16 protein-coding genes are annotated in these 19,672 nt (G+C 73.3%); 6 read left to right on the top strand and 10 right to left on the bottom strand.

Annotated elements, in window-relative coordinates; translation table 11 throughout:
* Positions 1 to 75 precede the first annotated feature (75 nt).
* Complete coding sequence (locus ACFSJS_RS14365; RefSeq protein ID WP_380900176.1) at positions 76 to 1,785, bottom strand: BCCT family transporter; 1,710 nt, start codon at positions 1,783 to 1,785, stop codon at positions 76 to 78.
* 150 nt (positions 1,786 to 1,935) lie between these two features.
* On the opposite strand from ACFSJS_RS14365, the gene ACFSJS_RS14360 reads away from it, so the two are divergent.
* The 6 genes from ACFSJS_RS14360 to ACFSJS_RS14335 all read left to right on the top strand — a co-directional run bounded on the left by ACFSJS_RS14360 (position 1,936) and on the right by ACFSJS_RS14335 (position 8,296).
* The gene (locus ACFSJS_RS14360; protein WP_380900174.1) at positions 1,936 to 3,087 is read left to right on the top strand and encodes a glycerate kinase; all 1,152 of its coding nucleotides are present in this window, start codon (positions 1,936 to 1,938) and stop codon (positions 3,085 to 3,087) included.
* Positions 3,088 to 3,384: 297 nt separating this feature from the next.
* Positions 3,385 to 4,197 (top strand): ABC transporter ATP-binding protein, encoded by an 813-nt coding sequence (locus ACFSJS_RS14355; protein ID WP_380900172.1) that lies wholly within the window; start codon positions 3,385 to 3,387, stop codon positions 4,195 to 4,197.
* Positions 4,194 to 5,000 carry an ABC transporter ATP-binding protein gene (locus ACFSJS_RS14350; RefSeq protein WP_380900170.1) on the top strand — a complete coding sequence of 269 codons (807 nt, stop codon included), beginning with the start codon at positions 4,194 to 4,196 and terminating at the stop codon, positions 4,998 to 5,000. Before ACFSJS_RS14355 ends, ACFSJS_RS14350 begins: the two co-directional genes overlap by 4 nt.
* Positions 4,997 to 5,887, top strand: coding sequence for a branched-chain amino acid ABC transporter permease (locus ACFSJS_RS14345; RefSeq protein WP_380900168.1), 891 nt, complete (start codon positions 4,997 to 4,999; stop codon positions 5,885 to 5,887). Before ACFSJS_RS14350 ends, ACFSJS_RS14345 begins: the two co-directional genes overlap by 4 nt.
* Positions 5,880 to 7,016: a branched-chain amino acid ABC transporter permease gene (locus tag ACFSJS_RS14340; RefSeq protein WP_380900166.1), complete on the top strand. Its 1,137-nt coding sequence runs from the start codon at positions 5,880 to 5,882 to the stop codon at positions 7,014 to 7,016. Before ACFSJS_RS14345 ends, ACFSJS_RS14340 begins: the two co-directional genes overlap by 8 nt.
* Complete coding sequence (locus tag ACFSJS_RS14335) at positions 7,013 to 8,296, top strand: ABC transporter substrate-binding protein (protein WP_380900164.1); 1,284 nt, start codon at positions 7,013 to 7,015, stop codon at positions 8,294 to 8,296. Before ACFSJS_RS14340 ends, ACFSJS_RS14335 begins: the two co-directional genes overlap by 4 nt.
* Positions 8,297 to 8,655: 359 nt before the next feature.
* On the opposite strand, the gene pssA is transcribed toward ACFSJS_RS14335, so the two are convergent.
* The 9 genes from pssA to ACFSJS_RS14290 form a co-directional block, all read right to left on the bottom strand.
* On the bottom strand, positions 8,656 to 9,513 hold the full coding sequence (gene pssA / locus ACFSJS_RS14330; RefSeq protein ID WP_380900162.1) for a CDP-diacylglycerol--serine O-phosphatidyltransferase: 858 nt from the start codon (positions 9,511 to 9,513) through the stop codon (positions 8,656 to 8,658).
* Entirely contained in the window at positions 9,500 to 10,147 is a 648-nt protein-coding gene (locus ACFSJS_RS14325; RefSeq protein ID WP_380900160.1) for a phosphatidylserine decarboxylase, read from the bottom strand. Before ACFSJS_RS14325 ends, pssA begins: the two co-directional genes overlap by 14 nt.
* 181 nt (positions 10,148 to 10,328) lie before the next feature.
* Entirely contained in the window at positions 10,329 to 11,534 is a 1,206-nt protein-coding gene (locus ACFSJS_RS14320; RefSeq protein ID WP_380900158.1) for an acyl-CoA dehydrogenase family protein, read from the bottom strand.
* A 1-nt stretch (position 11,535) separates the two neighbouring features.
* Positions 11,536 to 12,060 (bottom strand): MaoC family dehydratase, encoded by a 525-nt coding sequence (locus ACFSJS_RS14315; RefSeq protein ID WP_380900156.1) that lies wholly within the window; start codon positions 12,058 to 12,060, stop codon positions 11,536 to 11,538.
* Between the two features lie 162 nt (positions 12,061 to 12,222).
* Positions 12,223 to 13,215 carry an HpcH/HpaI aldolase/citrate lyase family protein gene (locus tag ACFSJS_RS14310; protein WP_380900154.1) on the bottom strand — a complete coding sequence of 331 codons (993 nt, stop codon included), beginning with the start codon at positions 13,213 to 13,215 and terminating at the stop codon, positions 12,223 to 12,225.
* Entirely contained in the window at positions 13,212 to 15,224 is a 2,013-nt protein-coding gene (locus ACFSJS_RS14305) for a protein meaA (RefSeq protein WP_380900152.1), read from the bottom strand. The genes ACFSJS_RS14310 and ACFSJS_RS14305 overlap by 4 nt, the downstream gene beginning before the upstream one ends.
* A gap of 7 nt (positions 15,225 to 15,231) precedes the next feature.
* Entirely contained in the window at positions 15,232 to 16,569 is a 1,338-nt protein-coding gene (ccrA, locus tag ACFSJS_RS14300) for a crotonyl-CoA carboxylase/reductase (protein ID WP_380900150.1), read from the bottom strand.
* Positions 16,570 to 16,932: 363 nt separating this feature from the next.
* Positions 16,933 to 17,730, bottom strand: coding sequence for a TetR family transcriptional regulator (locus ACFSJS_RS14295; RefSeq protein WP_380900148.1), 798 nt, complete (start codon positions 17,728 to 17,730; stop codon positions 16,933 to 16,935).
* 106 nt (positions 17,731 to 17,836) lie between these two features.
* Positions 17,837 to 19,621, bottom strand: coding sequence for a 3-hydroxyacyl-CoA dehydrogenase family protein (locus tag ACFSJS_RS14290; RefSeq protein WP_380900146.1), 1,785 nt, complete (start codon positions 19,619 to 19,621; stop codon positions 17,837 to 17,839).
* Positions 19,622 to 19,672: the final 51 nt, after the last annotated feature.

Raw genomic sequence — 19,672 nt, 5'->3', positions numbered from 1 at the left:
CGTCCCGGCGGCGCGGCGCCCGGCCCGGGAGAGCCTCCCCCCGCGGGCACCGCGCGTCCCGGGCGGGACGGTGCCTCAGCGCGTGTCGGAGCCGCCCTCACCGCCCTTGTCCCGCGTGGCCGACTCGGCGGCCCGGCGCAGCCTGGGGTGACGGGTGGTCTGCTCGCCGATGGCCTCGCCGACCATCGCCCGGACGGCGTCGCGCATCCCGTGCAGGGGGTGGTGGCGGGGCGGGCCGGCGCCCGGGTCCGCGCGCAGCTCCTTCAGCAGCGCCCAGCACAGGGCGATCATCACCAGCGTGAAGGGGAGCGCGACCAGGATCGTCCCCGTCTTCAGGCCGTCCAGGCCGCCGGCGAGCAGCAGCACGGCGGCCACCGCCGCCATCAGCACGCCCCAGGTGACCACCAGCCAGTTGCGCGGGTGCAGGGCGCCGCCGGAGGTCAGCGAGCCCATCACCAGGGAGGCGGAGTCGGCGCTGGTGATGAAGTAGGTCATCACCAGGATCATCGCGATCACCGAGGTGACCGTGCCCAGCGGCAGCGCGTCCAGCAGTCCGAACAGCGAGGCCTCCACGCCCCCTTCGAGCTTCCCGGCCATGTCGGCCTCACCGGTGGCGTCCAGGCGCATGGCGCTGCCGCCCATCACGCAGAACCACACGATCGTCGCGCCGCTGGGCACCAGCAGCACACCGGCCAGGAACTCGCGGATGGTGCGGCCGCGGGAGATGCGGGCGATGAAGGTGCCCACGAACGGTGCCCACGACAGCCACCACGCCCAGTAGAAGATCGTCCAGGCGCCCAGCCACTCCTTGTTGCCGAAGGCGCCGGTCCGGGAGGAGAGCGTGACCAGGTCCTGGAGGTAGGCGCCGAGCCCGGCGGGGATCGCGTCCAGGATGAACACCGTCGGGCCGAGCAGGAAGACGAAGAGCATCAGCAGCGCGGCGAGCACGACGTTGAGGTTGCTGAGCCACTTGATGCCCCGGTGCAGGCCGGTGAAGGCCGAGGCGACGAACGCGGCCGACAGCACCACGATGACCGTCAGCTCCAGCTCGCGGGTGTCCTCCCAGCCTGCCGTCAGGTTCAGGCCCTTGGCCACCTGGAGGGCGCCCAGGCCCAGACTGGTGGCGGTGCCGAACACGGTGGCGAAGACGGCCAGCAGGTCGATGGCCCGGCCCGGCCAGCCGCTCGCGCCGCGCTCGCCGAGCAGCGGGACGAACACCGAACTGATGCGGTTGCCGCGGCCCTTGCGGAAGGTCGCGTAGGCCAGGGCGAGACCGGCCACGCCGTAGATGGCCCAGGGGTGGAGCGTCCAGTGGAAGAAGGAGTACTCCAGGGCGGTGCGCTCGGCGGCGCCGGAACCGCTCTCGATGTTGCCGAAGGGCGGCGGATCCGTGTAGTACGTCAGCGGCTCGCCGACGCCGTAGAACATCAGGCCGATGCCCATGCCGGCGCTGAACATCATCGCGATCCAGGCCAGGTTGCCGAACTCCGGCTCGTCGGTGTCCCTTCCGAGCCTGATCCGGCCGAAGCGGCTGACCGCGAGGACCGCGCACAGCACCAGGAAGAGGTTGGCCGCCAGCGAGAACAGCCAGCCGAAGTTCTCCAGCACCCAGTCCAGCGCGGTGGTGGACACCGAGGAGAAGTGGTCCGTTCCGATCGCCGCCCAGGCGACCACGGCCAGCACCGCCACCACGCCGACGGCGATGACCTTGGCGTCCGGTGGCGGGTCCTCGCGCTGGTGCTGTGGTGCCGGTTCCTGGGGGGGTGTGGTCACATCGGTGCTCATATTGCCCAACTATGGAGTGGTTCTACCTTTTCTTCGTACGGGCACGCCGGATCGGCCGGCGGCCTCCGGCAGTGTGCCGTGGTGCCACCTGCCCGGTATCGGTAGGGTCTAGACGGCGCGACAGCCTGTTCGAGACACAAGAGAGACCACGTGGACACATCACACATCGACACAGGCCGCGTGCTGATCGCCGCGGACAAGTTCAAGGGCTCCCTCACCGCGGTGGAGGTCGCCGAGCACGTCACCGCCGGACTCCGCCGGGCCCGCCCCGGGCTGGAGGTCGAGGCGCTGCCCGTGGCGGACGGCGGCGACGGCACCGTCGCGGCGGCGGCCGCCGCGGGCTTCGCCCTGCGGCAGACGGCGGTCACCGGGCCGCTGGGCAAGGCGGTCACCGCCTCCTACGCGCTGCGCGAGGGCACCGCCGTGGTGGAGATGGCCCAGGCCTCCGGCCTCCAGAAACTGCCGGCCGGAGTCCTCGCCCCGCTGTCGGCCACCACCTACGGCACCGGCGAGCTGATCCAGGCGGCCCTCGACGCGGGCGCCCGCACCATCGTCCTCGGCGTCGGCGGCTCGGCCACCACCGACGGCGGGGCCGGCATGCTCACCGCGCTCGGCGCCCGGCTGCTGGACGCCGGCGGCGCGCCCGTCGGCCCCGGCGGCGGCGCGCTGCGGAACCTGGCGGCGGCCGACCTCACCGGGCTGGACCCGAGGCTGGCGCGGACCGAGATCGTCCTCGCCTCCGACGTGGACAACCCGCTCACCGGGCCGGCGGGCGCCGCCGCCGTCTACGGCCCCCAGAAGGGCGCGAACGGGGCGGACGTCGCCGCCCTGGACGCCGCCCTCGCCCACTACGCCGCCGTGCTGGAGACCGCCGTCGGCCCGCGCGCCGCCGAGTGCGCGCGCCGACCGGGGGCGGGCGCGGCGGGCGGCGTCGGCTACGGCGCCCTGGTCGGCCTGGGCGCCTCCTTCCGGCCCGGCATCGAGGTGATGCTGGAGGTGCTGGGCTTCGCGGAGGCCGTGGCGCGCGCCGGCCTGGTCGTCACCGGCGAGGGCTCGCTCGACGCCCAGACCCTCCACGGCAAGGCCCCGGCCGGGGTGGCCGCCGCCGCGCGCCGCGCCGGCAAGCGCACCGTCGCGGTGTGCGGGCGCCTGGAGGTCGGCCCGGCGCAGCTGCGGCAGGCCGGCATCGAGGCGGCCTACGCGCTCACCGACCTGGAGCCGGACCCGGCCGTCTGCATGGCGCAGGCCGGTCCGCTGCTGGAGCGGACCGCCGAGCGGCTGGCGGCCGAGCGGCTGGGGTAGCGGACGGCCGCGCGGCACCGCCCGCGCAGGAGAGCCGGGAGCCCGGACCACCCGAAGGCGGCGGTCCGGGCTCCCGCGCGTCCCGCGCCGCGGCCCTCCCGCCGCCCCGCCCCGCACCACCACCGCCGCGGAGGCCGCGGGTCCGCTGTGCCCGCGCACAGTCCCGCCCCCGCTCCCGTTGGTCACCGGCAGCGGATCGGCCCGCCGCCCGTGGACGGGCGCCCCGGCCGGTGCTGGGGTGAGCGCCATCCCCGGCGGAGTCGGCCGGGGAGCAGGACGCACAGAGAGGGAGGGCCGATGACGGCCGCTTCGCTGGAGGTCCGGGAGGTGTCCGTGGGCTACGGCCCGGTACGGGCGCTGAACCGGGTCTCCGTGGACGTACCCGAGGGCGCGGTGGTCGCCGTCCTCGGCGGCAACGGCGCCGGCAAGACCACCTTGCTGCGCGCCGTCTCGCGCACCCTGCGCTTCCACGGCGGGACGATCTCCTCGGGGACGATCACCTTCGCCGGGCAGCGCCTGGACGGCCTCACCCCCGACCGGGTGGTCGCCGCCGGGGTGGTGCAGGTACCCGAGGGACGGCAGGTGTTCGCCCGGATGACCGTGGCCGACAACCTCCGCGCCGGAGCCCTGGGCGCACGCGGCGCGCACCGGGGGCGCCGCGCGGCGGCCGAGGCCCGGGAGCGGGTGCACGAGCTGTTCCCGGTCCTGGCGAAGCGGGCGCACCAGCGGGCCGGCCTGCTCTCCGGGGGCGAGCAGCAGATGCTGGCCATGGGGCGCGCCCTGATGGCCCGCCCCAGGCTGCTGCTCCTGGACGAGCCCTCCCTCGGCCTGGCCCCGCAGATGGCCGACCGCATCGCCGAGACCGTCCGGGAGATCAACGCCCGGGGCACCTCGGTGCTGCTGGTCGAGCAGAACGCGGCCATCGCCCTGCGGCTGGCCTCCTCGGCCGTCGTCCTGGAGGTGGGCGAGGTCGCCCTGTCCGGGCCGGCGGGCGAACTCGCCGCCTCCGACGAGGTGCGCCGCCGCTACCTGGGCGTCGCCGACGACACCGCTCCCGCCGACGACGCCCCCGCCCCGCCCCGGCCCGTCCTGAGCCGGTGGCCGGGATGACGGCCCCCGAGCCCCGCCGGGCCGCGCCCGGCGTCCCGCCGCTGCGGGTGAGCGACCTGACCGTCCGCTTCGCCGGCCTCACCGCCCTGGACGGCGTCTCCTTCACCGTCGAGCCGGGCAGCGTGCACGCGGTCATCGGCCCCAACGGCGCGGGCAAGTCCACCACGTTCAACGTCCTGTCCGGCGTCTACCAGGCGACCTCCGGCAGCGTCCGCCTCGGCGACGAGGAGCTGACCGGTCTGCCCCCGCACCGGATCGCCGCCCTCGGAGTGGCCCGCACCTTCCAGAACCTCGCGCTCTCCGCACGGACCACGGTCTTCGACAGCCTGATGCTGGGACGCCACCGGCTGACCCGCACCGGCTTCCTCTCCGCCGGGCTCCACCTGCCCGGCGCCGCACGCGAGGCGGCCCGGCACCGCGAACGGGTCCGCGAGATCGCCGCCTTCACCGGTCTGGAGGCGCACCTGGACCAGCCCGCCGGATCGCTGCCCTACGGACTCCAGAAGCTGGTGGAGCTCGGCCGCGCCCTGTGCACCGAGCCCCGGCTGCTGCTGCTCGACGAGCCGGTGGCCGGCATGACCGCCCCCGAGCGCCGCCGCACCGCCGAGGTCGTCGCGGCCGTCCGCGAGGGGCTGGGCATCTCGGTCGTCCTGGTGGAGCACGACATGGGGGTGGTGATGCGGCTCGCCGACGCGGTGACCGTCCTGGACTTCGGCCGCCGGATCGCCGACGGCCCGCCCGAGGCCGTGCAGCGCGACCCGGCGGTCGTCCGTGCCTACCTGGGACAGGAGGCGGCGGCATGACGACCTTCCTGGAACTGCTGCTGAGCGGGCTGTCCATCGGCTCGGTCTACGCGCTGATCGCCCTGGGCTTCGTGGTCGTCTTCCGGGCGACCGAGGTGGTGAACTTCGCCCACGCCTCCCTGCTCCTGGCCGGCGGCTACCTCACGGCCGTGCTGGCGGACGACATCGGCTTCCTCCCCGCCCTGCTCGCGGGCGCGGCGGGCGCGGCCGCGGTGGGCGCCCTGGTGGAGTTCGCCGTGATCCGCCGCTACCGCGGCCGCGACCACAGCGTGCTGGCCATCGTCACCATCGGCGTCGACATCGTCCTGCTCACCGAGCTGACCCGGCAGATCGGCACCCGCGTGTACCCCATGGGCGACCCGTGGGGCGGCGAGGTGCTCGCCTTCGGCGGGATCAGCGTCCCGCAGACCCGGGTGGCCGCGTTCGTCACCGCGAGCCTGGTCATCGGGGCCTTCCTGCTGGCCTTCCGCCTCACCTCCTGGGGTGTGGCGACGCGCGCGGCCGCCGAGCACCCCGAGACCGCCGCGCTGATGGGCGTCCGGCTGGGCCGGGTGTCGACGTCGGCCTGGGCGGTGGCGGGCGCGCTGGCCGCGGTGGCCGCCCTGTTCCTGGCCGTCTTCCCCACCCCCGGTCTGGAGCGCGGCACCGCAACGGCGGCCCTGAAGGCCTTCCCCGCCGCGATCCTGGGCGGTCTGGACTCCACCACCGGGGCCCTGGTGGGCGGACTGGTCGTCGGCGTCACCCAGTCCCTGGCCACCGGCTACCAGAGCGAACTGACGTTCCTAGGCCGCGGCATCGGCGACCTGGCGCCCTACCTGGTGATGCTCCTGGTCCTGCTGGTGCGCCCGGCGGGCCTGTTCGGAACGAGGGAGCTGTCCCGTGTCTGAACCCACCGCGCCCGGAACCACCGCGCCCGGAACCACCGCGCCCGGGGCTCCCGCGCCCCCGGAGAGGCCCGCCGCGGCCCGCCGCGCCCTGTACGGGTGGGCGGCGGGAGGGGCGCTGCTGCTGGCCCTGCCCTTCTACCTGGACCGCTTCTGGCTCCAGGCCGGGCTGCTGGCGATGGCCGCCGCCATCGGGGCCATCGGCCTCAACCTGCTGACCGGCGCCACGGGCCAGCTCTCCCTGGGGCACTCCTTCTTCCTCGCCGTCGGCGCCTACGGCTACTGCGTGCTGGCCGGCGAGGGGGACGGGGAACTGACCGGGCTGGGGCTGCCGAGCTGGCTGGCGGTCGTGCTCGCGGTGCTGCTGGCGGGCGCCGCGGGCGGGCTGTTCAGCCCGATCTCGGGGCGGCTGCGCGGCGCCTACCTGGGCATCGCCACCCTGGCGCTGGTCTTCGTCGGCCAGCACCTGCTGTTCAACGCCCACGACCTGACGGGCGGTTACAACGGCCGGCCCGTCCCGCCGCTGTCCCTGTTCGGCCTCACCTTCGACGACACCGAGACCGTGGTGGCCGCCGTGCCGTTCCAGGCGATGGAGAAGCTCTGGTACGCCGGCGTCCTCCTGCTGGCCTGCTGCGCCCTCTTCGCCCGCGGGGTGCTGCGGGGCCGTCCCGGGCGGGCGATGAACGCCATCCGCGACCACCGGATCGCAGCCGGGGTGATGGGCGTGCCCGTCGCCCGCTACCGGGCGGGCGTGTTCGTGCTGTCCTCGATGTACGCGGGTCTGGCCGGTGTCCTGCTGGCACTGGCCTTCCAGCAGACGGTGCCCGAGTACTTCGGCATCGCCCTGGCCCTGGAGTACCTGGCGATGATCGTCATCGGCGGTCTGGGCTCGGTCGCCGGCGCGGTCGCCGGAGCCGTCTTCGTCACCCTGCTGCCCCAGGTCCTGACCCGCTACAGCGAGTCCCTGCCCCTGGTCTCCGCCCCCGGCACCGGCGGGGTCGCGCCCGGGGAGGCCTCCCGCTACCTGTACGGCGCCGCGATCGTCGCCGTCGTGCTGTTCCTGCCCGGCGGTCTGGTGCGGCTCGCCGCCCGCCGCGCACCCCGTGAGAAAGCCGAGGGACGAAGACCATGAAGACGCGCACCGTGAAGACGCGCACCCCCCGCACCGCCGCCGCGGCCGCCGCGGCCGTCCTCGCCCTCGTGGCCGGCGCCGGATGCAGCGGCAAGGCCGGCGGCGGCGCCTCCGGAGGCACGGACGACAAGGGGGTGCGGACCGACAAGGGGGTGACCGGCGAGGTCATCCGCATCGGCGCCCTCACCGACATGACCGGGGTCTACGCCTCCCTGGGCAAGAGCGTCACCCAGGCCCAGCAGCTCTACGTCGACCGGATCAACGAGGACGGCGGCATCTGCGGCCGCCGCCTGGAGCTGGTGGTCCGCGACCACGGCTACGACGCGGGCAAGGCGATCCCCGCCTACAACGACCTCCAGTCCCAGGTCGTCGGCTTCGCGCAGTTCCTGGGCTCCCCGTTCGTCAGTGCGGTCAAGGAGCGCATCGAGACCCGGCACAAGCTGCTGGTGCTGCCGCAGGCGTGGTCGGCCGACCTGCTGGGCAGCCCCTACGTGCGCACCATCGGCGCCACCTACGACGTGGAGACGGTCAACGCGGTGGACTTCCTGCTGGAGGAGGGCATGATCGCCGAGGGCGACACGATCGGCCACGTCTACTTCGAGGGCGACTACGGGGAGAACGCCCTGGAGGGCTCCCGGTACGCGGCGCAGAAGGCCGGGCTGAGGCTCGTCGAGCAGAAGATCAAGCCGACCGACGAGGACATGTCCGCCCAGGTCGCCGCGTTCCGCAAGGCCGGGGTGAAGGCCGTCGTGGTCAGCGCCGGACCCCGCCAGGCCGCCTCCCTGGTCGGCGTCGCGGCGGCCGGCGGCCTGGACGTGCCGGTGATCGGCAACAACTCGGCGTTCGCGCCGCAGTTGCTGGACACCCAGGCGGGCCCGGTCCTGCAGAAGAACTACTACGTGGCGGCCTCCACTCTGCCCATCGGGGCCGAGGAGCCCGTCCCGGCCAAGCTGGCGAAGGAGTACGCCGCCGCCTACCCCGACGACGTCCTGGACAACGGCGTGGCCGCCGGCTGGAGCGCGGCCACGGCCTTCGGCGCGGCCCTGAAGGCCGCGTGCGACGACAAGGACCTCACCCGGGAGGGCGTGGTGAAGGCGCTGCGGTCCCTGAACACCTACGAGGCGGGCTTCGGGATCACCCACGACTTCTCCGACCCGGCGCTGCCCTCGACGCGGGAGAGCTTCGTCCTCAAGCCCGACGCGAAGGCCACGGGCGGGCTGACGGTGCACCGCGAGGCGGCGGTGTCGCAGAACGCCGAGGAGTTCCCCTTCGGGGAGTGAGCCGGCCGGGCGCGGGCCGTGTGCGGTCCGCGCCCGGGAGCCGGGGGCCGCACGTCCGCGGGCCCGGACCGGACGGTCCGGGCCCGCGGACGTGCCCGGGCGCGGCGGGGAGGGCGGCAGGGGGAGGGGCCGGGCGCACGGCGGCCGCCCGGACGGTGCCGCGGGCTCCGGGAGCCGGGCACGCGCCCGGCCCGGGGCGCTCCCCGGACGGCTCCGAGGGTCCCGCGCATCGGCAGGTGTGCCGTCCCCCGTCCGGGGCAGGGGGGAAAGCGGACGAGAAGGCCCCGGGCGCTGCCGGGATCCGATCGGATCCCGGCAGCGCCCGGGGCGGGAGAGTCCTCCGCGGCGGACCGGGGCGGCTAGGGCTGCGCCGCCGCCCGCGCCTCGCGCCGGTGGTCGCGGAAGGCGTTGACCCGGCGCGCCGTCGCGAACAGCGGGATCACCGCGCCCAGCACCAGCTGGAGGGCGCAGCCGCTCTGCAGCAGCAGCTCGCCGCCGGGGGCGTCGAAGGCCCAGGCCGTCAGCAGCCCCATGCTCAGCGCGATCCAGCCCAGCATCGCCACGGCCAGGAGGCCGCGCGGCTTGGGGTACTCCACCCGGCTGACCATCAGCCAGGCCACCCCGACGATCGCCAGCAGCGTGGGCACGAACGGCAGCTCCAGCAGCACGATCGAGACCACCGTCAGCGCCCCGAAGGGGCTGGGCATGCCCTGAAAGACCCCGTTGGGCAGGGTGAGGCAGGAGAACCGCGCCAGGCGCAGCACCACCGCCAGCAGCACCACGATCCCGGTGAGCGCCGAGACCCCCTGGTGGGCGTCGTTGGCGACCATCCCCCAGACCAGCACGAAGTAGGCGGGCGCCAGTCCGAAGCTGATCAGGTCGGAGAGGTTGTCCAGCTCCGCCCCCATCGCCGAGCTGCGCAGCTTGCGCGCCACCAGCCCGTCGAAGAGGTCGAACACCGACGCCAGCAGCATCAGCATCACGGCGGTCGCGGCGCTGTGCCGCGCCATGCCGCCGTCGCCGTTGCCGGTCAGGTGCGGGATGAGCACGCCGGTGGTGGTGAAGTACACCGCCAGGAAGCCGCAGGTGGCGTTGCCCAGGGTGAGCGCGTCGGCTATCGACAGCCGCATGGACAGCGGCATGTCGCCCATCTCGTCGGTGTCGTCCTCGAGCTCCGCCTCGGGGACCCACTCGGCCTTGGGGTCAATCACGGTCAAGGCGAGTCACCCCCGCGGTCGTGGGCTGGCCGACCTCGACGGCGACCTCGACGCCCTCCGGGAGGTAGAGGTCCACGCGGGAGCCGAACCGGATCAGGCCGATCCGCTCGCCCTGCTCGACCTTGGTGCCCTGCTCGACGTACGGCACGATCCGCCGGGCCACGGCGCCGGCGATCTGGACCATCTCGATGTCGCCCAGCTCGGTGTCGAAGTGCCAGACGACCCGCTCGTTGTTCTCGCTCTCCTTGTTGAACGCCGGGACGAAACCGCCGGGCACGTGCTCGACGGACGTCACGGTGCCGGCCAGGGGGGCGCGGTTGACGTGGACGTTCAGCGGGCTCATGAAGATGGCGACGCGGGTGCGCCCGTCCTTCCAGGGCATGATGCTCTGCACCACGCCGTCGGCCGGGGAGATGACGCGGCCCTGGGCGATCTCCCGCTCGGGGTCGCGGAAGAACCACAGCATGCCCGCCGCCAGGGCGGTGGCGGGCACGGCCGTCACCGCCGCACCCCGGGAGCGTCTGGCGCGGGCCAGGCTGAGGGCGGCGGTGGCGACGGTCGGGAGGAGCCACGGCGATGCTCCGCGCGCGAGACGGATTCGGCCGCGTGGTGCAGAGGATGAGCTGTGGGGCATGGATGACCTTCGTAGCGGAGGGTGCCGCGTATACACGGGGGACGGCGGCTTTCCCGGGATGCTATCGGTTACCGGTGGCAACTGGGCAAGCCAGAGCACCAGTCGGGATCGGGAACCCCCCGGAAAGCCTCGGTTCGGAGCGCTGTCCCAGTCTGCGGAAAAACACCCCGAAGAAGACATTCTACCCCTGGATCCGGTATTCCTCCAGGAGGCGGCGTCCCACGATCATCTTCTGGATCTCGGCGGTGCCTTCGCCGATCAGGAGCATCGGGGCCTCGCGGTAGAGCCGCTCGATCTCGTACTCCTTCGAGAAACCGTAGCCGCCGTGGATCCGGAAGGCGTCCTCGACGACCTCCTTGCAGTACTCCGAGGCGAGGTATTTGGCCATGCCCGCCTCCAGGTCGTTGCGCTGCCCGGAGTCCTTCTTGCGGGCGGCGCCGACCATCAGGGCGTGCGCTGCCTCCACCTTGGTGGCCATTTCAGCCAACTTGAACTGAATCGCCTGGTGCTGGGCGATGGGCCTGCCGAAGGTGTGGCGCTGCTGGGCGTAGGCGATGCCCAGCTCGAAGGCGCGCAGGGCCACGCCGCAGCCGCGCGCGGCCACGTTCACCCGGCCGACCTCGACGCCGTCCATCATCTGGTAGAAGCCGCGGCCGGTCTCGCCCCCCAGCACCCGGTCGGCCGGGACGCGCAGGCCGTCCAGGACCAGCTCGGTGGTGTCGACGCCCTTGTACCCCATCTTGTCGATCTTGCCGGGGATCGTCAGGCCCGGCTTGACCTGGCCGAACCCGGGTTCCTTATCGATCAGGAAGGTGGTCATCGACTTGTGCGGCGGGGTGCCCTCGGGGTGGCCCTCGTCGGTCCGGCACAGCACCGCCACCAGCGAGGAGGTGCCGCCGTTGGTCAGCCACATCTTCTGGCCGGTCAGGACGTACCCGTCCCCGTCGCGCACGCCCTTGGTGGTGATGGCCGACACGTCCGAGCCCAGGCCCGGCTCGGACATCGAGAAGGCGCCGCGGACCTCGCCGGCCGCCATCTTCGGCAGGAAGTACTCCTTCTGCTCGTCGGTGCCGTGCTGCTTGAGCATGTACGCGACGATGAAGTGCGTGTTGATGATGCCGGACACGCTCATCCAGCCGCGGGCGATCTCCTCCACGCACAGCGCGTAGGTGAGCAGCGACTCCCCGAGGCCGCCGTACTCCTCGGGGATCATCAGGCCGAAGACCCCCAGGTCCTTCAGGCCCTCGACGATCCGGACCGGGTACTCGTCCCGGTGCTCCAGCTCGGTGGCGACCGGGAGGATCTCCTTGTCGACGAAGTCGCGGACGGTGGAGACGATCTCCCTCTGGACCTCCGTCAGCCCCTCGGTCTGCGCCAGGCGCCCCATCTCACTCGCCGCCCTTCTTCTCGGTTCGGGCCGGTTCGGGCCGGCCGGGCTGCTCGCCCCCGCGCTTCTCGACGTACTCGGCGGTGGGCACCATCACCTTGCGGCGGAAGACGCACACCAGGGTGCCGTCCTGCTTGTAGCCCCTCGTCTCGACGTGGACGACGCCGCGGTCGGGCCTGGACTTCGACGGGGTCTTGTCCAGGACGGTCGTCTCGCCGTAGACCGTGTCGCCGTGGAAGGTCGGCGCCACGTGCCGCAGCGACTCGACCTCCAGGTTGGCGATCGCCTTGCCGGAGACGTCCGGCACGGACATGCCCAGCAGCAGGGAGTAGACGTAGTTGCCGACCACCACGTTGCGGCCGAAGTCCGTCGCGCCCTCGGCGTAGTGGGCGTCCATGTGGAGCGGGTGGTGGTTCATCGTCAGCAGGCAGAAGAGGTGGTCGTCGTACTCGGTGACCGTCTTGCCGGGCCAGTGCTTGTAGACGGCACCGACCTCGAACTCCTCGTAGGTGCGGCCGAACTGCATGGTGTGACTCTCCGGTGGTGTGGCGGTCCCGCCGAACCGGGCGGGACCGGGGCCTGGGTGGGCGTGCGGGGGCGTGGCGCACGCGGCGGCGGACGGGTCCGCCCGCCGGGCCGGTGCGCCCGGGGCGGGGCGCACCGGCGGACCGGCCGCAGCGCGGGGCCGTCAGGCGGCCGGCGGCTCGAACACCGAGGTCCGCCTCATACCGGCGGCCCGCCCCTTGCCCGCGATGACCAGCGCCATCTTCCGGCTGGCCTCGTCGATCATCTCGTCGCCGAGCATCGCCGACCCCTTCTTCCCGCCCTCCTCGGAGGTGAAGTACTCGTAGGCGTCGAGGATCAGCTCGGCGTGGTCGTAGTCCTCCTGGGAGGGGGAGAAGATCTCGTTCGACGCCTCGATCTGGCCGGGGTGCAGCACCCACTTGCCGTCGAAGCCGAGCGCGGCGGCGCGCCGGGCCACCTCGCGGTAGCCGTCCACGTTGCGGATCTGCAGGTAGGGCCCGTCGATCGCCTGGAGGTCGTGGGCGCGGGCCGCCATCAGGATGCGCATCAGGATGTAGTGGTAGGCGTCGGCCGGGTACCCCGGCGGCTGCTCGCCCACGACCAGGGACTTCATGTTGATGGAGGCCATGAAGTCGGCCGGGCCGAAGATGATGGTCTCCAGGCGCGGCGAGGCCGCCGCGATCTCGTCGACGTTCACCAGGCCCCGGGCGTTCTCGATCTGCGCCTCGATGCCGATGCGGCCGACCTCGAAGCCCATCGTCTTCTCGATCTGGGTCAGCAGCAGGTCCAGCGCCTGCACCTGGGAGGCGTCCTGCACCTTCGGCAGCATGATGCAGTCCAGGTTGGGCCCCGCCCCCTCGACCACCGTGACCACGTCGCGGTACGTCCAGTGCGTCGTCCAGTCGTTCACCCGCACGACCCGGGTCTTGCCCGTCCAGTCGCCCTCGTTGAGGAACTTCACGACGGTGTGCCGGGCCTCGGGCTTGGCCAGCGGCGCGCAGGCGTCCTCCAGGTCGAGGAAGACCTGGTCGGCGGGGAGGCCCTGGGCCTTCTCCAGGAAGCGCGGATTGCTTCCGGGGACGGCGAGGCAGGAGCGGCGCGGGCGCAGCCGGTCGTAGCCGGCGCCGACGGTCCGGGCGGAACGGTCGGTGGTCATGCGGGGACCTCCAGGGGGTCGAGCTCGTTGGCCTTGCGGATCTCGTCGACGATACGGCCGATGATCTCCGTGATGCCGAAGTCCTTCGGGGTGAAGACCGCGGCGACTCCGGCGGAGCGCAGCGCCTCGGCGTCGGCGCGCGGGATGATGCCGCCGACGACGACGGGCAGGCCCGCCGCGCCCGCGCGGCGCAGCCGGTCCAGCACGTCGGGCACCAGCTCGGCGTGCGAGCCGGAGAGGATCGACAGCCCGACGCAGTGCACGTCCTCGGCGACGGCCGCCGAGACGATCTGCTCGGGGGTGAGCCGGATGCCCTGGTAGACCACCTCGAAGCCCGCGTCGCGGGCCCGTACGGCGATCTGCTCGGCCCCGTTGCTGTGCCCGTCCAGGCCGGGCTTGCCCACCAGCAGGCGCAGCCTGCCGCAGCCCAGCTCGGCGGCGGTCGCCTCCACCTTGCGGCGCACCCCGGCCAGGGCGGAGCCCGCCTCGGCGGGGGCCGCCACGGGCGCCGAGCTCACCCCGGTGGGGGCCCGGTACTCGCCGAAGACGTCCCGCAGCGCCCAGGCCCACTCCCCGGTGGTCACCCCGGCGCGGGCGCACTCGACGGTGGCCGGCACCAGGTTGCCGTCCCCCGCGGCGACCCGCTTCAGCTCGGCCAGCGCCCGGTGGGCGCGGGCCTCGTCCCGCTCGTCCCGCCACCGCTGGAGCGCGGCGACGACCTCCCGCTCCACCGCCGGGTCCACGGTCGTGATCGCCGCGTCCAGGTCGGCGGTGAGCGGGCTGGGCTCGGTGGTCTCGAAGCAGTTGACCCCGACGATCTTCTCCTCGCCGGACTCGATGCGCGCGCGCCGCTCGGCGTGCGAGGCCACCAGCTGCGACTTCAGGTAGCCGGACTCCACCGCGGCCAGGGCGCCACCCATCTCCTGGATGCGCTCGATCTCGGCGAGCGCGCCCTCGGCCAGCTCGGCGGTCCTGGCCTCCACCACGTGCGACCCGGCGAACAGGTCGTCGTACTCCAGCAGGTCGCTCTCGTGGGCGAGGACCTGCTGGATGCGCAGCGACCACTGCTGGTCCCAGGGCCGGGGCAGGCCGAGGGCCTCGTTCCAGGCGGGCAGCTGCACGGCGCGGGCGCGGGCGTCCTTGGAGAGGGTGACGGCCAGCATCTCCAGCACGATCCGCTGGACGTTGTTCTCCGGCTGCGCCTCGGTCAGCCCCAGGGAGTTGACCTGGACGCCGTAGCGGAAGCGCCGCTGCCGGGGGTCCTCGATCCCGTACCGCTCGCGGGCGATCCGGTCCCAGATGCGGGTGAAGGCCCGCATCTTGCACATCTCCTCGACGAAGCGGACGCCCGCGTTGACGAAGAAGGAGATGCGGGCGACGACGTCGCCGAACCGCTCCGGCGGCACCTGCCCGGAGCCGCGCACGGCGTCCAGGACCGCCATGGCCGTCGACATCGCGTACGCGATCTCCTGCACCGGAGTGGCCCCGGCCTCCTGCAGGTGGTAGCTGCAGATGTTGATCGGGTTCCACCGGGGCGCGTTCGCCACGGTATAGGCGATCACGTCGGTGGTCAGGCGCAGGGAGGGGCCCGGCGGGAAGACGTGCGTCCCGCGCGAGAGGTACTCCTTGACGATGTCGTTCTGCGTCGTCCCCGAGAGCCGGGAGACGTCCGCGCCCTGCTCCTCGGCGACCACCTGGTAGAGCGCCAGCAGCCACATGGCGGTGGCGTTGATGGTCATCGAGGTGTTCGTCCGCTCCAGGGGGATGCCCCGGAACAGCCGCCGCATGTCGCCCAGGTGGGAGACCGGCACCCCGACCCGGCCGACCTCGCCGCGGGCGAGGACGTGGTCGGGGTCGTACCCCGTCTGGGTGGGCAGGTCGAACGCGACCGACAGGCCGGTCTGGCCCTTGGCGAGGTTGCGCCGGTACAGCTCGTTGGACGCCTCGGCGGTGGAGTGCCCGGCGTACGTCCGCATCAGCCACGGACGGTCCTTCTGGCGCTCTGCCACGGCGGCCTCAGACGTTCCGGAAGCGGTTGATGGCGGGGAGGTGCTTCTCGCGCGTCTCCCGGTCGCGCACGCCCATGCCCTCCCGCGGGGCCAGGCAGAGCACGCCGACCTTGCCCTGGTGCAGGTTGCGGTGCACGTCGTAGGCGGCCTGGCCGGTCTCCTCCAGGGAGTACGTCCGCGACAGCGTGGGGTGGATCTTCCCCTTGGCGATGAGGCGGTTGGCCTCCCACGCCTCGCGGTAGTTGGCGAAGTGGGAGCCGATGATCCTCTTCAGGGACATCCACAGGTAGCGGTTGTCGTAGCTGTGCATGTAGCCGGAGGTCGAGGCGCAGGTGACGATCGTGCCGCCCTTGCGGGTGACGTAGACGGAGGCGCCGAAGGTCTCCCGCCCCGGGTGCTCGAAGACGATGTCCACGTCCTCGCCGCCGGTCAGTTCGCGGATGCGCTTGCCGAAGCGCTTCCACTCCTTCGGGTCCTGGGTGTTCTCGTCCTTCCAGAACCGGTAGTCCTCGGCGGTGCGGTCGATGACCGCCTCGGCGCCCATGGAGCGGCAGATCTCGGCCTTCTGCGGGGAGGAGACCACGCAGATGGGGGTGGCGCCGCCGGCCAGGGCGAACTGGGTGGCGTAGGAGCCCAGGCCGCCGCTGGCGCCCCAGATCAGGACGTTGTCGCCCTGCTTCATCCCGGCGCCGTTGCGGGAGACCAGCTGCCGGTAGGCGGTGGAGTTCACCAGGCCCGGGGCCGCGGCCTCCTCCCAGGACAGGTGCTTGGGCTTGGGCATGAGCTGGTTGGACTTCACCAGCGCGATCTCGGCCAGGCCGCCGAAGTTGGTCTCGAAGCCCCAGATGCGCTGCTCGGGGTCGAGCATGGTGTCGTCGTGGCCGTCGGCGCTCTCCAGTTCCACCGACAGGCAGTGGGCGACGACCTCGTCGCCGGGCCGCCAGGCGTTGACGCCGGGGCCGGTGCGCAGCACCACGCCCGCCAGGTCGGAGCCGATGACGTGGTAGGGCAGGTCGTGGCGCTTGGCCAGCGGCGAGGTGCGGCCGTAGCGCTCCAGGAAGCCGAAGGTCGACAACGGCTCGAAGATCGAGGTCCACACCGAGTTGTAGTTCACGGAGCTGGCCATCACCGCCACCAGCGCCTCGCCCGGGCCCAGTTCGGGCACCGGCACCTCGTCCAGGTGGAGCGACTTGCGGGGGTCCTTCTCCCGGGTGGGCAGGCCGTCGAACATCTCGACCTCGTCCTTGTGCACGGTCACCGCGCGGTAGGACTCGGGCAGGGCGAGGTGGGCGAAGTCTGCGGGCGTGCTGTCCGACGCGAGGATCGCGTCCAGGATTTCCTTCACGTGGGCCTCCGGCGAGCGTGTAGACGCTTGAGGGATCGCTGGGGTCTTGAACGGTGTGAGCTGCTGGTGCCGTCGGTTCGGCGGTGGTGCTGCGGCTCGGCGCGGTAGCGCTGAAGGCCTGTGACGCAGGCGTCCGGACACGCGGCAGTGACCGCGGGGACAGTGCCCGGACACCGAGCACGTTATGGCACTGCGTGCCAGCGCACAAGGCACTACGTGCCAACAATTTCCCTCATCTGTCGCCACGGCTGCACGCATGAGCGAGCGCGGCCGCTTCCCTGGGGAAGCGGCCGCGCTCGCTCGTGCCGTCCGCGGTGCCGTCCGCCGCCCCTCGGGGCGGGCGGAGGCGGGGGCGCCCGGAGATCACCCCTTGCGCAGGGCCTCCTCGATGGTGCGCATCACCTGCTCCAGCGGCGCGTCCGTGCGCGCCACCGCCACCAGCACCGCGTCGTCCCCGCCGGCGCGGCCGAGCGCCGCCGCGGGCTCCGGGGCGGCGGCCACCGCCCGGCCGGCCGTGAAGCCCGTGCCGAAGGTCCGCCGCACCGTGGCGAAGGCCCGGTCGAGCTGGGCCTCCACGTCGCCCCGGCCGCCGGCGCGCAGCCAGCGCCGCAGCACGTGGTTGTGCGCGGTGACCACCGCCGAGGCGGCCACCTCGGCCAGCAGCGGCTCGTCCAGGCCCGGGTCGTCGCCGTCCCGGTGGGAGACGGCGGTCTCGTCGAAGTGGCCCAGCAGATAGCGCGTGAACAGCCGCTCGTAACGGGCCACCGAGGCGATCTCCCGCTCCCGCAGGGTGGGCACCTTGCGGGTGAGCTTGTACCGCTCGACCGAGACCGCCGGGGAGGCCGCGTACATCTTCATGACCTCCTTGATGCCCCGGCACACGGTGTCCAGCGGGTTCTCGTGCGGGGGCGCGGCGTCCAGCACCGCCCGGGCGCGCTCCAGGGTGTCGTCGTGGTCCGGGAAGATCGCTTCTTCCTTGGAGCGGAAGTGCCGGAAGAAGGTGCGCCGGGCCACGCCGGCCGCCGCGGCGATCTCGTCGACCGTGGTCTCCTCGTATCCCTTGGTGGCGAAGAGTTCCATCGCGGCGGCGGCCAGCTCACGGCGCATCTTCAGACGCTGGTTGGGCGCCTGCGGGCGGGCGGGCTTCACGGTCTGGGACATGTGGGGAACGTTACACGGCGGGCCGCCGCGGACGGGCGGGCCGCCGGGGGCCGGCAGCCCGCCCCGCCCGGGCCCGCGCACGGCGGGAGCGCCCGGTCCGCCGGGCTCACCGCCTGGCGTACTCGCGGAAGCCGCGGCCGCTCTTGCGGCCCGTGCACCCCGCCGCCACCAGGTGCTCCAGCAGCGGCGCGGGAGCCAGGCCCGGCTCGCGGAACTCCCGGTGCAGCACCCGCTCGATCGCCAGCGACACGTCCAGGCCGACCACGTCCAGCAGCTCGAACGGCCCCATCGGGTAGCCGCCGCCGAGCCTCATGGCCGTGTCGATGTCGTCCATGCTCGCGTAGTGCTCCTGCACCATCTTGACCGCGTTGTTCAGGTACGGGAACAGCAGGGCGTTGACGACGAAGCCCGCCCGGTCGCCGCAGTCCACCGGGTGCTTGCCGATCTCCGCGCACACCCCGCGCACGGTGGCGTGCACGTCGTCGCCGGTCAGCACGGTGCGGACCACCTCGACCAGCTTCATCGCGGGCGCGGGGTTGAAGAAGTGCATCCCGACGACGTCCTGCGGCCGCGAGGTGGCGCGGGCGCAGGCGACCACGGGCAGCGAGGAGGTGGTGGTGGCCAGCACGGCGCCCGGCCTGCACACCCCGTCCAACGCCGCGAACAGGTCCTTCTTGACCTCCAGGTCCTCGGCCACCGCCTCGACCGCCAGGTCGACGCCGGACAGCGCGGACAGCTCCCCGGCCGGGGCGATCCGGGCCAGGGCCTCCTCGCGGTCCCCGGCCGTCATCCGCCCCTTCCGCACCGACCGCTCCAGCGAGGAGGCGATGCGGGACACGGCCCGTTCGGCCTTCTCCGCGCCGCGGGCGGCCACCACCACCTCGTAGCCCGCCCGGGCGAACACCTCGGCGATGCCGCAGGCCATGGTGCCCGAGCCCACCACGCCGACCGAGCGCACCGCGCGCGGCGTCCCGGTCGTGCCGTCCTCCCGCGGGGTCAGCGCGTCCGGCACGACGGCCGCCGACCCCGGCGCCTCGTAGGTGTAGAAGCCGCGTCCGGCCTTGCGGCCCGTCAGACCGGCGGCGGCGAGCTGGCCCAGGATCGGCGCGGGCGCGTGCAGCCGGTCGCGGGACGCGGCGTACATCGCCTCCAGGACGGTGCGGGCGGTGTCGACGCCGATCAGGTCCAGCAGGGCCAGCGGGCCCATCGGCAGGCCGCAGCCCAGCCGCATCGCGGCGTCGATGTCCTCGCGGGTGGCGTACTTCGCCTCGTACATCGCCGCGGCCTGGTTGAGGTAGCCGAACAGCAGCCCGTCGGCGACGAACCCGGGCCGGTCGCCGACCGCGACCGGCTCCTTGCCCAGGTCGTGGGCGAGGTCGGTGACCGCGGCGACCGCCTCGGGGGCGGTCAGCACGCTCGAGACGACCTCGACCAGCTTCATCGCGGGCGCGGGGTTGAAGAAGTGCATGCCCAGCACCCGCTCGGGGTGCGCGGAGTCGGCGGCCAGCCGGGTGACCGAGAGCGCGTTGGTGCCGGTGGCGATGACGGCCGACGGTCTGACGATGCCGTCCAGTTCGGCGATCACCCGGTGCTTGGTCCGGTAGTCCTCGGGCACGACCTCGACGACCAGGTCGGCCCCGGCGGCCGCCCGGAGGTCGCCGGAGGTGCGGAAGCGGGCGAGCGCGTCCCGCCGCTCCCGCTCGGTGATCCGCCCGCGCTCCACGGCGCGCGCGGTGGACGCCTCCAGGGCCGCGGCGGCCCGGCGGGCGGCGTTCTCGTCGGTGTCGATGCCGATGACCTCGCGGCCGGCGCGGGCCAGGACCTCGGCGATGCCGGTGCCCATGGTGCCCAGGCCGACCACGGCGACGGTGGAGAGGGTGGGACGGTCCATCACGGGACTCCAGATGAGGAGGGGGAACGGTGACGACGGGAGGGAGGCGGG

Origin of the sequence: Streptomyces desertarenae (assembly GCF_042681365.1) — a bacterium.
Classification (GTDB): domain Bacteria; phylum Actinomycetota; class Actinomycetes; order Streptomycetales; family Streptomycetaceae; genus Streptomyces; species Streptomyces desertarenae.
The sequence above is the reverse complement of the archived record's forward strand: the minus strand, read 5'-3'. Positions and strand labels throughout refer to the sequence as shown.